The sequence below is a fragment of the Streptomyces sp. NPDC006552 genome (assembly GCF_040611655.1).
Lineage (GTDB): Bacteria > Actinomycetota > Actinomycetes > Streptomycetales > Streptomycetaceae > Streptomyces.
Genome location: NZ_JBEXOS010000013.1, coordinates 111,278 through 124,759 on the forward strand (window position 1 = coordinate 111,278; position 13,482 = coordinate 124,759).

The window sequence follows — 13,482 nt, forward strand, 5'->3', positions numbered from 1 at the left end:
CACCAGTCGCAGACCCGAAGGACGCCCATGAGCAGCCCCCCGCCCCTCGCCGGAGGCACCCGCGGACCCGACGCCCTGCGCCCCCTGCTCACCACCGTCCTCGACGCACTCCACGACGGCGCCACCCGCCGCGCCGGCCCCCTGCCCGCCGGCGGCCCCGCCACCGTCGCCGCCCGCCTCCGCGACCAGGCCGGCACCCTCCTGCCCGCCCAGGGAACCGGCGCCGACACCGCCCTGCGCACCCTCGTCACCGCCCTCACCGAAGGCGCCGCCGACCCCGCCGACCCCCTCTGCGCCGCCCACCTGCACTGCCCCCCGCTCGCCGTCGCCACCGCCGCCGACCTCGCCGCCAGCGCCCTCAACCCCTCCATGGACTCCTGGGACCAGGCCCCCGCCGCCTCCGCCCTCGAAGACCTCGTCACCACCACCCTCGCCCGCGAGATCTACGGCGACCCCCGGCCCCCCGCCGACGCCCTCGTCACCACCGGCGGCACCGAAGCCAACCAGCTCGCCGTCCTCCTCGCCCGCGAGACCACCCCAGGACCCGGCCCCCTCCACCTCCTCGTCGGCACCAACGCCCACCACAGCCTCGCCCGCGCCACCTGGCTGTACGGCCTGCCCGACCCCGTCACCGTGCCCGCCCCCACCGGCACCCTCGACCCCGCCGCCCTCGACGCCGCCCTCAGCGACCTGCCAGGCGCCAAACTCGTCGCCGCCACCGCCGGCACCACCGACGCCGGCCTCATCGACCCCCTCCCCGAGATCGCCGACGTCTGCGAACGCCACGGAGCACGCCTGCACATCGACGCCGCCTACGGCGCCGGCCTCCTCTTCAGCGCCCGCCACCGCCGCCTCCTCGACGGCCTCGCCCGCGCCCACACCGTCACCCTCGACCTGCACAAACTCGGCTGGCAACCCGTCGCCGCCGGACTCCTCGCCCTCCGCGACACCACCGACACGGCCGCCCTCACCTACCAGGCCGACTACCTCAACGCCGACGACGACACCGAAGCCGGCCTCCCCGACCTCCTCGGCCGCTCTCTGCGCACCACCCGCCGCCCCGACATCCTCAAGATCGCCGTCACCCTCAAAGCCCTCGGCCGCACCGGACTCGGCGCCCTCACCGACCAGGTCATCGCCCTCGCCCACCACCTCGCCCGGCTCGTCGACGACCACCCCGCCCTCGAGCTCTACGACACCCCCACCCTCTCCACCGTCCTCTTCCGGCCCCGCGGCGCACCCCCCGAAACCCTCGCCGCCATCCGCCGGGCCCTGCTCACCGAAGGCCGCGCCGTCCTCGGCCGCGCCCGCACCGACGACGGCGGACTCTGGCTCAAGGCCACCCTGCTCAACCCGCACACCGACCCCGGCGACCTCGCCGCCCTGCTGAAACTGGTGGAAGGACACACCCCCCGATGAACGCCGTGCCAGCCGCCCGCGCCCCGCGCCCCACCCGGCCCACCGACGCACCCCGCGACCTCGTCGGCATCGGCATCGGCCCCTTCAACCTCTCCCTCGCCGCCCTCGCCCACCCCCTCACCACCCTCGACACCGCCTTCTACGACCAGCGCCCCGCCTTCCACTGGCACCCCGGCCTCCTCATCGACGGCGCCACCCTCCAAGTCCCCTTCCTCGCCGACCTCGTCACCCTCGCCGACCCCACCAGCCCCTGGACCTTCCTCAACTACCTCAAAACCCGCGGCCGCCTCTACCCCTTCTACTTCGCCGAGCACTTCCACATCCAGCGCGGCGAATACGACGCCTACTGCCGCTGGGTCAGCGAGAACCTCCCCGCCCTGCACTTCTCCCACCAGGCCGACACCATCCGCTGGAACGACGAACGCGCCCTCTTCGAAGTCGACCACACCCGCCTCGACGCCGACGGAGAAGCCGAGGCCCTCGGCCGCACCTACACCCGGCACATCGCCCTCGGCATCGGCACCGAACCCCACATCCCCGAACCCCTCAAACCCCTCACCGACGCCCCCACCGTCCCCGTCATCCACTCCGCCGACTACCTCACCCACCGCGCCGAGCTGCTCACCGCCGACCACATCACCGTCATCGGCTCGGGCCAGTCCGGCGCCGAGATCTTCCTCGACCTCCTGCGCGCCCGCCCGGCAGGCCACGAAAGACTCCACTGGCTCACCCGCACCGAAGCCTTCGCCCCCATGGAGTACAGCAAACTCGGCCTCGAACACTTCACCCCCGACTACACCCACTACTTCCACCACCTCCCCCAGAGCGAACGCGACCGCCTCCTCCCCGCCCAATGGCAGCTCCACAAAGGCATCGACGCCGACACCATCGCCGCCATCCACGAAGAGCTCTACCGCCGCACCCTGAACGGCGGCTGGCCCGACGCCACCCTCACCCCCGGCGTCACCGTCCGCACCGCCGGCCGCGTCGCCACCACCAAAGTCGAACTCCACCTCGAACACCGCGGCCAGGGCACCCGCTCCCGCCTCACCACCGACGCCGTCGTCCTCGCCACCGGCTACCAGGAACGCCCCCTCGACCAACTCCTCAGCGGCCTCGACCCCTACCTCCGCCGTGACAGCGCCGCCCGCCCCCGCATCGACGAACAGTTCCGCCTCGTCCTCGACCCCCACGTCCAAGGCTCCGTCTACGTCCAGAACGCCGAACGCCACACCCACGGCGTCGGCGCCCCCGACCTCGGCCTCGCCGCCTGGCGCAGCGCCACCATCCTCAACACCCTCACCGGCAAAGAGCCCTACCCCCAGCCCCGCCGCACCGCCTTCACCACCTTCGGCCTCACCCCCCACGACCACCGCGCCCCCCGCCCCGGACACCAGGCGGAAAGGCGCGGCCCACTCGTCGAACTCCAGGGCTGACCCGCGGCCCAGGAACCTAGAACACCGGCGTCCCCTCCCGCGTCAACCGCCAGTCCACCGACGCGAAATCAGCCGGATCCAGCTCACCCTTGGCCGTCACCCACTCCGCGATCCGCGTCCGGATCTCCGTCGACTCCGACCACAACTCCGGCGCCGACGCCACATGCGGGAACGCACCCCCGCCGTTCGCCCGGTAGTTGTTCACCGCGAACACGAACTGCGCCGCGTCATCCAGCTCGACCCCGCCGAACTTCAGATTCCTGATCCGCGACCCCGCCGGCTGCGCGATGTCGATGTCGTACGTCAGCCCCGACACATAGTCGTAGTTGTAGTCCGGCCGGTTCTCCGCGTTCGTCAGCTTCTCCACATCCACCGGCGCACCCGCCGCCGTCCGCACGAAATACTGCGCCGAGAACTCCAGATACGCCCGCACCTGCGCACCCGTCAGCAACTTCGCCACCAACGTGTTGTCGTACACATACAGCCCCGACAGGTCACGGATCGTCACGTCACCGGCCGGAATCTCCGACGTCCGCGAGAACGGCGACGCCTGCGACAACACCGGCAGCGACGCGTACTGCGTCGACTTCAACGCCTCCGTCACCACATCCGCCTGCACCTTATTGATCAGATCGATGATCGGCGCGTCCTTGTACCGCGCGTCCACCGTGGTCAGCGTCGTCGTCGCCTGCCCCACCACCTGGTTGACGTACTTCACGACCAGCGCGTGCTCGTCCGCCAGCAGCTTCGTGATCTTCGGGTCGTCCGCCACCGACGCCGAGTCCAGTAGCTTCGAGCGCACCGACTCGACCGACCAACGGCCCCTCTCCCACACCAGATCGAAGTCGAACAGCGCCAGCCGCTCCGCGAAGCACAACGGCTCCGCGAGCACGACCGGCTTGCCCGTCTTCTCGTTCGTCACCACCTGCTGCTCGATCTCCACATGCGCGTGACCGACCAGGATCGCGTCGATCCCCGGCACCTTCGCCGCCATGTTCGCCGCCGCGTTCTCCACATACGGCAGCTGATCACCCCACGACGACGTACCCGACGCACCCGTGTGCGCCGACACGATGACCACGTCCGCACCCATCGACCGCAGCTTCGGAACCCACAGGGCGGCCTGCTCCTCGATCCCCGGGAACTTCAGCTTGCCCTGCACATACGCCTTGTCCCAGATCGCGATCCCCGGGTTCGTCAGCCCCAGGACCGCCACCTTCACATCCCGGCCGTGCGGCGTCCGCAACTTCTTGATCACATACGGGCGGAACGCCGGCTTCTCCGTCTTCGCGTCCACCGCGTTCGCCCCGAGCAACGGAAACTCCAGCTGCGACTCGAACTTACGCAGCGTCTCGATGCCGTAATTGAACTCGTGGTTGCCCAGCGCCGCCGCGTCGTACCCGATCGCGTTCATCGCCTGCGCCATCGGATGCACCGGCCCGCCCTCGGCCGTGATCGGCTCCACGCGCGCGTAGTAGTACGTGAGCGGCGTGCCCTGGATCGTGTCGCCCGCGTCGATGAGCAGCGTGTTGCCCCGCCCCTTCGCCGCGCGCACCTGCTTCACCAGCGTCGAGATCCGCGACAGACCCTGCGCATTGCCCGCCGCGTCCGCATACGCGGCGTCCTTGTAGTAGTCCCAGTTGAAGACATGACCGTGCAGATCGGTCGTGCCCATCACGGAGAAGGAGTAGCGCTTACGCCGGTCATGCCCCTGGCCGTGCCCATGACCCTGCTGCGTGGCCTCGGCGGCCGGCGCGACCACGGCACCCGTCAGCGCCACGCCCACCCCCGTCGCGGCGGACTGTCCCAGAAACCTTCTGCGGTTCAACGGCATCTCTGTACTCCTCGGGGGGCCACCAACGGCTGCGGGCAACACGGTCAACACACCTGTAACGCGCGTAGATTCTGGCCCAGAACCCACCCGCCGCAACACCCCCCGCAGGTTGCGATCCGGTGACCGGGCGCCGACGCGCCACGGCATATTCACGCTCATCAGAGCGCCCTAGCGCGCAAATTCAAAAGATAGCGGCGTTTGTCAATAGCCCTTCATACAAAGGTTGTTGTGTAGTCACCCCCGGCCAATTCTCTACCCGCCGGTAAGCCCTAGGCTCGAACCATGCGCCGAGCAAAGATCGTCTGTACCCTGGGCCCCGCCACCGACTCGTACGAGCAGATCAAGGCACTCGTCGAAGCCGGAATGGACGTAGCCCGCTTCAACCTCAGCCACGGCACCTACGCCGAGCACGAGGAGCGCTACCACCGCGTGCGCAAGGCCGCCGATGAGACCGGCCGCAGCGTCGGCATCCTCGCCGACCTTCAAGGCCCGAAGATCCGCCTCGGCCGCTTCCGCGAAGGCCCCGTACTACTTGAACGCGGCGACACCTTCACCATCACCGTCGAACACGGCACCGAAGGCGACCGCCAGAGCTGCGGCACCACCTACAGCGGCCTCGCCGACGACGTCACCCCCGGTGAACGCATCCTCGTCGACGACGGCAAGGTCAGCCTCGAAGTCACCGGCGTCGACGGCCCCCGCGTCCACACCCAGGTCGTCGAAGGCGGCATGGTCTCCGACCACAAGGGCCTCAACCTCCCCGGCGTCGCCGTCTCCGTCCCCGCCCTCAGCGACAAGGACGAAGCAGACCTCCGCTGGGCCCTGCGCATCGGCGCCGACGTCATCGCGCTCTCCTTCGTACGCAGCGGACGCGACATCGAGGACGTCCACCGCATCATGACCGAAGAAGGCCGCCGCCTCCCGGTCATCGCCAAGGTCGAGAAGCCCCAGGCCGTCGAGAACATCGACGACATCGTCGCCGCCTTCGACGGCATCATGGTCGCCCGCGGCGACCTCGGCGTCGAAATGCCCCTCGAACAAGTCCCCATCGTGCAGAAGCGCGCCATCAAGCTCGCCAAGCGCAACGCCAAGCCCGTCATCGTCGCCACCCAGATGCTCGACTCGATGATCGACAACTCGCGCCCCACCCGGGCCGAGGCCAGCGACGTCGCCAACGCCATCATCGACGGCACCGACGCCGTGATGCTCTCCGGAGAGACCAGCGTCGGCAAATACCCCATCGAGACCGTCAAGACCATGGGCCGCATCGTCGAAGCGGCCGAGGAAGACATCCTCGCCAAGGGTCTCCCGCCCCTCACCGACCGCAACAAGCCCCGCACCCAGGGCGGCGCCGTCGCCCGCGCCGCCGCCGAGATGGGCGACTTCCTCGGCGCCAAGTTCCTCGTCGCCTTCACCCAGTCCGGCGACACCGTCAAACGGCTCTCCCGCTACCGCTCCCCGATCCCGCTCCTCGCCTTCACCCCCGACACCGCCACCCGCGCGCAGCTCAACCTCACGTGGGGCGTCGAGACCTTCCTCGGCCCGCACGTCGACTCCACGGACGCGATGGTCGCCCAGGTCGACGAAATGCTGCTCAAGATCGGCCGCTGCCAGAAGGGCGACGTGGTCGTCATCACGGCGGGCTCCCCGCCCGGGGTGGCCGGCTCCACGAACCTGGTCCGCATCCACCACATCGGCGAGGACGACTCCCCGAAGTAGCGCCGGGTCAGTACTTCGGGCCTACGCGCAGGTCCAGCCGGACAGGTGGTTCTGGCTGGGCTTGGCGATGATGTGGCCGTCCCCGAGGTAGAGGCCCAGCAGATGCGCGTAGGCCGGGCGGTCCACGATGCGGCCGGTGCATCGCGGGCAGTCCGTCGGCTCCTCGTACGTCTCGCCACGCGCTCGGCGATCTTCGCTGCGCCACCAGCCGATGGTGCCCACGGGAACGTCGAGTTTGCGGGCGACGTCCGCGTTCCCGACCCCCTCCCGCAGGAGAGACACAGCTCGCCGGCGCACTTCGGGTGGATGCATACTCATGCGTCGAGCGTGCATCATTATGCGGTACCGGAAAGAGAAAAAGCGGATGTTCACGAGAACGTGAACATCCGCTTCAGAAAGTGCCCGGTGTGGGATTCGAACCCACATGTTCTTTCGAACAGATGTGTTTGAGACATCAGCGTATGCCGTTCCGCCAACCGGGCAAGGTGGGGTGAGCTGCGGGAAAGCATACCGGGTCTCCGTGCCGCGGCGCAGCTAGGTAGGCTCTTGGGAGCACTACCCCCGCCCTGCATAACCAAGGAGCGCCCCCGTGACCGCCCCCGAGTCGCCCGAGCCCGTAGATGCCGTAGACGACGACAAGTCGCACGTCCCGCCGCTGACGACCCGCGTCGTCATCGCCGAGGACGAGGCCCTGATCCGCCTGGATCTCAAGGAGATGCTGGAGGAGGAGGGCTACTCCGTCGTGGGCGAGGCCGGCGACGGGGAGCAGGCCGTCGAGCTGGCCCGTGAGCACAAGCCGGACCTCGTGATCCTGGACGTGAAGATGCCGAAGATGGACGGCATCAGCGCGGCGGAGAAGATCGCGGGGGAGTCGATCGCCCCGGTGCTGATGCTGACCGCGTTCTCGCAGCGTGACCTGGTGGAGCGGGCGCGGGACGCGGGTGCGATGGCGTACTTGGTGAAGCCGTTCAGCAAGAGTGACGTGGTGCCGGCGATCGAGATGGCGGTGTCGCGGTTCACGGAGTTGAAGACGCTGGAGCGGGAGGTCGCGGACCTCACGCAGCGTCTTGAGACGCGGAAGCTGGTGGACCGGGCGAAGTCGGTGTTGCAGACGGAGTACGGCCTGACGGAGCCGGCGGCGTTCCGGTGGATCCAGAAGACGTCGATGGACCGTCGGCTCTCGATGCAGCAGGTGGCTGAGGCGGTCATCGAGGACGCCGAGGAGAAGAAGGCGTCGAAGGGCTGAGTGCCCTGTTGGAACGGCAAGCAGGTGAGGCCCGCTCCCCGATATCGATGATTCGGGGGCGGGCCTCAGGCATGTGAGGGGCCGGGTCAGTCCTCGCCCAGGTACGCCTTGCGGACGGATTCGTCGTGGAGGAGGTCCTGGCCGGTGCCGGAGAGGGCGATGGAGCCGACTTCCATGACGTGGCCCCGGTCGGCGAGGGAGAGCGCCGCTTGGGCGTTCTGTTCGACGAGCAGGATCGTCGTGCCCTGGGACTTGAGTTCGACGATGGTGGACATGATCTTCTGCATCATGATGGGGGAGAGGCCCATGGAGGGCTCGTCCAGCATGAGCAGTTTGGGCTGGGACATGAGGGCGCGGCCCATGGCGAGCATCTGCTGTTCGCCGCCGGAGAGGGTTCCCGCGGCTTGCTTCCGGCGTTCGCCCAGGATGGGGAAGAGGTCGTAGGCGCGCTGGAGGTCCTTCTCGATTCCCGCTGTGTCCTTGCGGAGGAAGGCTCCGAGTTGGAGGTTCTCCAGGATGGACAGGCGGGGGAAGATGCGCCGGCCTTCGGGCGAGTGGGCGAGGCCCATCGCGACGATCTTGTGTGCGGGGATGTCGTTGAGGGGCTGTCCGTTGAAGGAGATGCGGCCGCTGAGGGGCTTGAGGAGGCCGGACAGGGTGCGCAGGGTCGTGGTCTTGCCGGCGCCGTTGGTGCCGATGAGGGTGACGACCTGGCCTTCTTCGACGGTGAAGGAGATGCCTTTGACGGCTTCGATCTTGCCGTAGGCGACCTTGAGGTCTTCGACTTCCAGCAGGGCGGTCACTGGTTCGTTCCTTCCGAAGATCCTTCTGTCGCGCCTCCGGCGGCGTGGGCCTCGGCTGCCTGGACGTCCTTGAGGGCGGTGTCCTCGGGGGCGCCTTCGAAGGGGGTGCCGAGGTAGGCGGCGATGACGCGTTCGTCGCCCTGGACGACGTCGCTGGTGCCTTCGACGAGTTTCTCGCCCTGGACGAGGACGGCGACGCGGTCGCAGAGGTTGAAGATGAAGCGCATGTCGTGCTCGATGACGAGGACGGCGATGCCCTTGTCGCGGATGGCGAAGACGAGTTCCTCGGTGGCGCGGGTCTCCTGCGGGTTCATGCCGGCGGTGGGCTCGTCGAGGAGGAGGAGTCCGGGTTCGCTGGCCATGGCGCGGGCGATCTCCAGCTTGCGCTGTTCGCCGTAGGGGAGGCTGCGGGCGAGGTGGTCGCGTTTGTGGGCGAGGCCGATGAACTCCAGGAGTTCCATGGCGCGTTCTTCGGAGTGGGCTTCGGCTCTCTTGAAGCCGGGGCCGCGCAGGAGTGCGGACCAGAGGCCTTCTTTGGTGCGGGTGTGGCGGCCGACGAGGACGTTCTCCAGGACGGTCATGTTGGCGAAGAGCCGGATGTTCTGGAAGGTGCGGGCCATGCCGGCTTTGGTGACGAGGTGGGGCTTGGGCGGCAGGACGGTGCCCTTGTAGGTGACCTTGCCTTCGGTGGGGATGTAGAGCCCGGTGAGGCAGTTGAAGAAGGTGGTTTTTCCGGCGCCGTTGGGGCCGATGAGGCCGACGATCTCGCCCTGGTTGACGGTGAGGTCGACGGAGCGGACGGCGGTGAGGCCGCCGAAGCGCATGGTGACGTTGCTGGCTTCCAGCACGGTCTGGGTGGTGGTGTTGGTCATCGTGGTCACGCTCCTGCCTTGGTCGCCTTGGCGGCGCCGGTGGTGCTGTCGGGCAGGCTCTGTTGTTCGGGGATGGAGAGTTGGCCGGTTTCGTGGAATTCGAGTTGCCTGCGGCGGTTGGCGATGATGCCTTCGGGGCGGAAGCGCATGAGGAGCACGAGGGCGATGCCGAAGGCGAGGAGCTCGTATTCCTTCAGGAAGGTGAGCTTCTCGGGGATGAGGTAGAGGAAGGAGGCGCCGAGGAGGGGTCCGCTGACGGTGCCCATGCCGCCGAGGACGACGGCGGCGAGGAGGAAGGCGGAGTTGGGAGGTGCGGCGCCGGCGAACTGGTAGGGGCTGGGGACGACGCTGTAGGTGACGTGGGCGCTGACGGTGCCGGCGAGTCCGGCGAGGGTGGCGCCGAGGGCGAAGGCGATGAGTTTGACGCGGAAGCCGTTGATGCCCATGGCGGTGGCGGCGGTCTCGTCCTCGCGGATGGCGATCCAGGAGCGGCCGATGCGGGAGTCGGCGGCGCGGGTGAAGACGAGGACGACCAGCGCGGTGATGAGGAGCATCAGGAAGAAGTAGTTGGCGAAGCGGCCGAGGGTGAAGCCGGCGACGTCGTGGGCCGCGCCGAGGTTGAACCCGAAGATTTCGAGGTCGGGGATGGAGGGGATGCCGTCGGGGCCGTTGGTGATGTCGGGTCCTGAGGAGCCGTCCATGTTGTTGACGGCGATGCGGAAGATCTCGCCGAAGCCGAGGGTGACGATGGCGAGGTAGTCGCCGCGCAGCCGCAGGGTGGGGGCGCCGATGAGGACGCCGAAGACGAGGGAGGCGGCCATGCCGGTCAGTGCGGCGGCCCAGAAGGGGAACTGGACGCCGGAGAAGCGGGAGAACTCGGAGCCGGAGACGAGGGCGGCGGCGTAGGCGCCGACGCCGAGGAAGGCGACGTATCCGAGGTCGAGGAGGCCGGTGAGGCCGACGACGATGTTGAGGCCGAGGGCGACGGTGGCGAAGATGAGGATGTTGACGCCGAGGTTGGCGTTGTGGTCGTCGCTCTGGGTGAAGGGGAAGATCGCCGCGGCGAGGAAGGCCATGCCGGCGGCGAAGCCCTTGTGCCGGGTGCTGAGGGTGGTGAACCGGTCGAGGAGGCCGGCGTGGAGGAAAGCCCAGGTGGCGAAGAGGACGAGGAGGGCGAAGCCGACGAAGGTCTCGCTGTCGTCGTCGTTGATGCCGATGCCGTAGGTGAAGGCGATGAGGGCGAGGGCGATGCCGGCGGTGATGACCAGGCGCTGGACCCAGGGGGCGAGGTGGCCGGTGGGGGCGGGCTGGTCGGGTTTGGTGAGGTAGTCCTTGACGCTGTGGCCGGGGTGGGGCAGGGCGAGGGCGCCGAGGACGGGGAGTGCCGAGGCGACGGCGGCGACGTAGGCGCCGGGGTCGAGGTTGGCGAGGCCGCCGAGGTCGACGGTGATGGCGATGGCCGCGAACCAGCAGACGGTGAAGGCGGCGAGGGCGGCGAGCAGCAGGGGTGAGGTGGCGCCGGCGGGGTTGAGCCAGCGCAGTCCTCGGACGTTCCACAGGCGCAGGCCGAAGAGGAGGGTGATGATCCCCGCGATGAGGGCGACGATCTGGAGGCCGGCGGGGTAGCCGTAGACGGTGAGGTCGCCGGGGAACTCGTCGGTCCAGGTCCAGGACATGAAGGTGCTGGCGATGGTGGCGATGGCGCCGACGGCGACGAGGAGGCGGGCGGTGCCGGCGGGGAGGCGGACGAGGCCGCTGGTGGTGTCGGTTTCCCGGGTCCGGGTGGGTGTGGTCATGGTGGTCACGCCCTGTCCGCGACGCGTTCGCCGAGTAGGCCTTGTGGCCGTAGCAGCAGGACGAGGATGAGCAGGACGAAGGCCCAGACGGAGGCCCAGCCCTGGCCGCCGAACTGTTCCATGCCGGGGACGTCGGCGATGTAGGCGGTGGCCATGGCTTCGGCGAGGCCGAGGACGACGCCGCCGAGCATGGCGCCGTAGATGTTGCCGATGCCGCCGAGGACGGCGGCGGTGAAGGCCTTGAGTCCGGCGGCGAAGCCCATGTCGTACTGGACGGAGCCGTATTTGACGCCGTAGGCGACGCCGGCGACGGCGGCGAAGACGCCGCCGATGGCGAAGGCGATGACGATGATGCGGTTGGTGTCGATGCCCATGAGCTGGGCGGTGTCCGGGTCCTGGGCGGTGGCCTGCATGGCGCGGCCGGTGCGGGAGAGGCGGACGAAGAAGGCGAGGAGGGCCATGCACAGGGGGGCGGCGATGATGAGGAAGATGTCGCCGCTCTGGATGCGGATGGAGCCCAGGTGGTAGGGGCCGAAGGGGAGTTGGGGGAAGACGCGGGCGCTCTTGGCGTCGGGGTAGAGGTTGAAGACGAGTTGCTGGATGGCGAGGGAGAGCCCGATGGCGGTGATGAGGGGGGCGAGGCGTGGGGCGCCGCGCAGGGGCCGGTAGGCGAAGCGTTCGGCGCCGACGGCGATGAGGGTGGCGACGAGTGCGCCGCCGATGAGCATGGCGGGGAGGGCTATCCACATGGATATGCCGTCGGGGAGTGCGAGGTAGACCGTGAGGGCGCCGAAGCCGCCGGTCATGAAGATCTCGCCGTGGGCGAAGTTGATGAGCTGGACGATGCCGTACACCATCGTGTAACCGATGGCGATCAGCCCGTACATCGAGCCGAGGAACAGCCCGTTGGCCAGCTGCTGCGGCAGCGTGTTCACCGCGTGGCCTCCATGGGTGGGAAGTCTGGGCAGGGAGATGGGTGGGGCCGCGCGGTGACGGGTCGTCGTGGCCGCGCGGCCCCAGGTGGTGCGGGTGGTGCGTGCGGTGCGGGGTGGGTCAGCCGGCGTCGTAGGTGCCGCTCTTGACGGCCTTCCACTCGCCGTTGCTGACCTGGTAGACGGTCAGCTGCTTGTTGGTGGTGTCGCCGTACTGGTCGAAGGCGACGGGTCCGGCGATGCCGTCGAACTTGCTGTTCTGGACCTCTTCGACGATCTTGGCCCGGGCGTCGGAGGGGACGTCGCCGTCCTTCACGACCTTGCCGACGGCCTTGATGATGGCGGTGGCGGCGTCGTAGGAGTAGCCGCCGTAGGTGCCGTAGTCGCCGGGGTACTTCTTGGCCTTGTAGGTGGCGATGAAGTCCTTGGCGGCGGGCAGGGTGGTGACGGGGACGCCGACGGAGGTGGCGAGGTCGCCTTCGGAGGTCTTGCCGGCGGTCTTGATGTAGGTCGGGGTGAACATGCCGTCGCCGCCGAAGAGCGGGATCTTGGCGCCGGCGTCCTTGAGCTGCTTGGTGAGGACCTGCGACTCGTCGTACTGGCCGCCGTAGTAGAGGAGGTCGGCGCCGGAGTTCTTGATCTTGGTGACGAGGGTGCCGAAGTCGCTGCTGCCGCCGCTGGAGATGGTGGTGACGTGGTCGGTGCCGACGACCTTGCCGCCGGCCTTCTTGAAGCCCGCGGTGAAGAGCTTGGCGAGGCCGGCGCCGTAGGTCTGCTTGTCGTCGACGACGTAGACCTTCTTCTTCTTCAGCGTGTTGTACGCGTAGTCGGCCGCGAAGCCGCCCTGGAGGGCGTCGGTGGTGGCCGTGCGGAAGTACGTCTTGTACGTGCGCTTCTTCGAGGTCTGCCAGTTCTTGCCCTGGGTCAGCTCGGGCGCGGTGTTCGAGGGGGAGATCTGGACGAGGTTCGCCGTCGCGAACACCTGCTGCATGGAGGTGGCCACACCGGAGTTGAGGGGGCCGACGACTCCGAGGACGTCCTTGTTGGCGACGAGTCCCGTGGCGTTCTGCTGGCCGGTGGCGGGGACGGCCTTGTCGTCCTGCGCCTTGACCTCGAAGGTGACGCCGGGGACGGTGTTGTTCTTGTTGGCGTCGTCGACGGCTATCTGCACGCCGTACTGGATGCCGAGGCCGGTCGCGGAGTTGGCGCCGGTCAGCGGGGCGTCGACGCCGATGACGACGGTGGTTTTCTTGTCGCTGCTCGACCCTTTGTCGTCGTCGTCGCGCGATCCGCAGGCGGTGAGCGTGAGTGCTCCGGTGGTGAGCACGGTGGTGAGTACGAGCAGAGAACGGTGTCGCACGATCATTCCTCTCCCTGGCGCGATCCCCGGGCCGGGGATCGTGTGTCTCGCCGGGCCGTACTGGT

11 protein-coding genes and 1 tRNA gene are annotated in these 13,482 nt (G+C 68.7%); 4 read left to right on the forward strand and 8 right to left on the reverse strand.

Annotated features, from left to right (window positions below; genetic code table 11):
- Positions 1-27: 27 nt before the first annotated feature.
- Together ABZY33_RS11025 and ABZY33_RS11030 are read left to right on the forward strand one after the other, a co-directional pair.
- Positions 28-1,419, forward strand: coding sequence for an aminotransferase class V-fold PLP-dependent enzyme (locus ABZY33_RS11025; RefSeq protein WP_356491233.1), 1,392 nt, complete (start codon positions 28-30; stop codon positions 1,417-1,419).
- Complete coding sequence (locus ABZY33_RS11030) at positions 1,416-2,855, forward strand: SidA/IucD/PvdA family monooxygenase (RefSeq protein ID WP_356491234.1); 1,440 nt, start codon at positions 1,416-1,418, stop codon at positions 2,853-2,855. Before ABZY33_RS11025 ends, ABZY33_RS11030 begins: the two co-directional genes overlap by 4 nt.
- A gap of 16 nt (positions 2,856-2,871) precedes the next feature.
- Here ABZY33_RS11030 and ABZY33_RS11035 read toward each other — a convergent pair whose 3' ends face one another.
- Complete coding sequence (locus tag ABZY33_RS11035; RefSeq protein ID WP_356491256.1) at positions 2,872-4,689, reverse strand: 5'-nucleotidase C-terminal domain-containing protein; 1,818 nt, start codon at positions 4,687-4,689, stop codon at positions 2,872-2,874.
- A gap of 282 nt (positions 4,690-4,971) precedes the next feature.
- Here ABZY33_RS11035 and pyk point away from each other — a divergent pair, with 282 nt between their 5' ends.
- On the forward strand, positions 4,972-6,408 hold the full coding sequence (gene pyk, locus ABZY33_RS11040) for a pyruvate kinase (RefSeq protein ID WP_356491235.1): 1,437 nt from the start codon (positions 4,972-4,974) through the stop codon (positions 6,406-6,408).
- 21 nt (positions 6,409-6,429) lie between these two features.
- Here the strand turns inward: pyk and ABZY33_RS11045 are convergent, their stop codons facing one another.
- Both ABZY33_RS11045 and ABZY33_RS11050 read right to left on the reverse strand, forming a co-directional pair.
- Positions 6,430-6,726 (reverse strand): hypothetical protein, encoded by a 297-nt coding sequence (locus tag ABZY33_RS11045; protein WP_356491236.1) that lies wholly within the window; start codon positions 6,724-6,726, stop codon positions 6,430-6,432.
- A gap of 81 nt (positions 6,727-6,807) precedes the next feature.
- A tRNA-Leu gene (locus ABZY33_RS11050) sits at positions 6,808-6,890 on the reverse strand.
- A 107-nt stretch (positions 6,891-6,997) separates the two neighbouring features.
- Here ABZY33_RS11050 and ABZY33_RS11055 point away from each other — a divergent pair.
- Positions 6,998-7,654 (forward strand): response regulator, encoded by a 657-nt coding sequence (locus ABZY33_RS11055; protein ID WP_356491237.1) that lies wholly within the window; start codon positions 6,998-7,000, stop codon positions 7,652-7,654.
- Positions 7,655-7,740: 86 nt separating this feature from the next.
- Here ABZY33_RS11055 and ABZY33_RS11060 read toward each other — a convergent pair whose 3' ends face one another.
- The 5 genes from ABZY33_RS11060 to ABZY33_RS11080 all read right to left on the reverse strand — a co-directional run bounded on the left by ABZY33_RS11060 (position 7,741) and on the right by ABZY33_RS11080 (position 13,423).
- On the reverse strand, positions 7,741-8,457 hold the full coding sequence (locus ABZY33_RS11060) for an ABC transporter ATP-binding protein (protein WP_356491238.1): 717 nt from the start codon (positions 8,455-8,457) through the stop codon (positions 7,741-7,743).
- Positions 8,454-9,329, reverse strand: coding sequence for an ABC transporter ATP-binding protein (locus tag ABZY33_RS11065; protein ID WP_356491239.1), 876 nt, complete (start codon positions 9,327-9,329; stop codon positions 8,454-8,456). Before ABZY33_RS11065 ends, ABZY33_RS11060 begins: the two co-directional genes overlap by 4 nt.
- Positions 9,330-9,334: 5 nt before the next feature.
- Positions 9,335-11,125, reverse strand: a complete 1,791-nt coding sequence (locus tag ABZY33_RS11070) for a branched-chain amino acid ABC transporter permease (protein WP_356491240.1) — start codon at positions 11,123-11,125, stop codon at positions 9,335-9,337.
- Positions 11,126-11,130: 5 nt separating this feature from the next.
- Positions 11,131-12,060: a branched-chain amino acid ABC transporter permease gene (locus ABZY33_RS11075; RefSeq protein WP_356491241.1), complete on the reverse strand. Its 930-nt coding sequence runs from the start codon at positions 12,058-12,060 to the stop codon at positions 11,131-11,133.
- A gap of 118 nt (positions 12,061-12,178) precedes the next feature.
- A complete protein-coding gene (locus tag ABZY33_RS11080; protein ID WP_356491242.1) occupies positions 12,179-13,423 on the reverse strand; it encodes a branched-chain amino acid ABC transporter substrate-binding protein in 1,245 nt (414 codons plus the stop codon).
- Positions 13,424-13,482 lie beyond the last annotated feature (59 nt).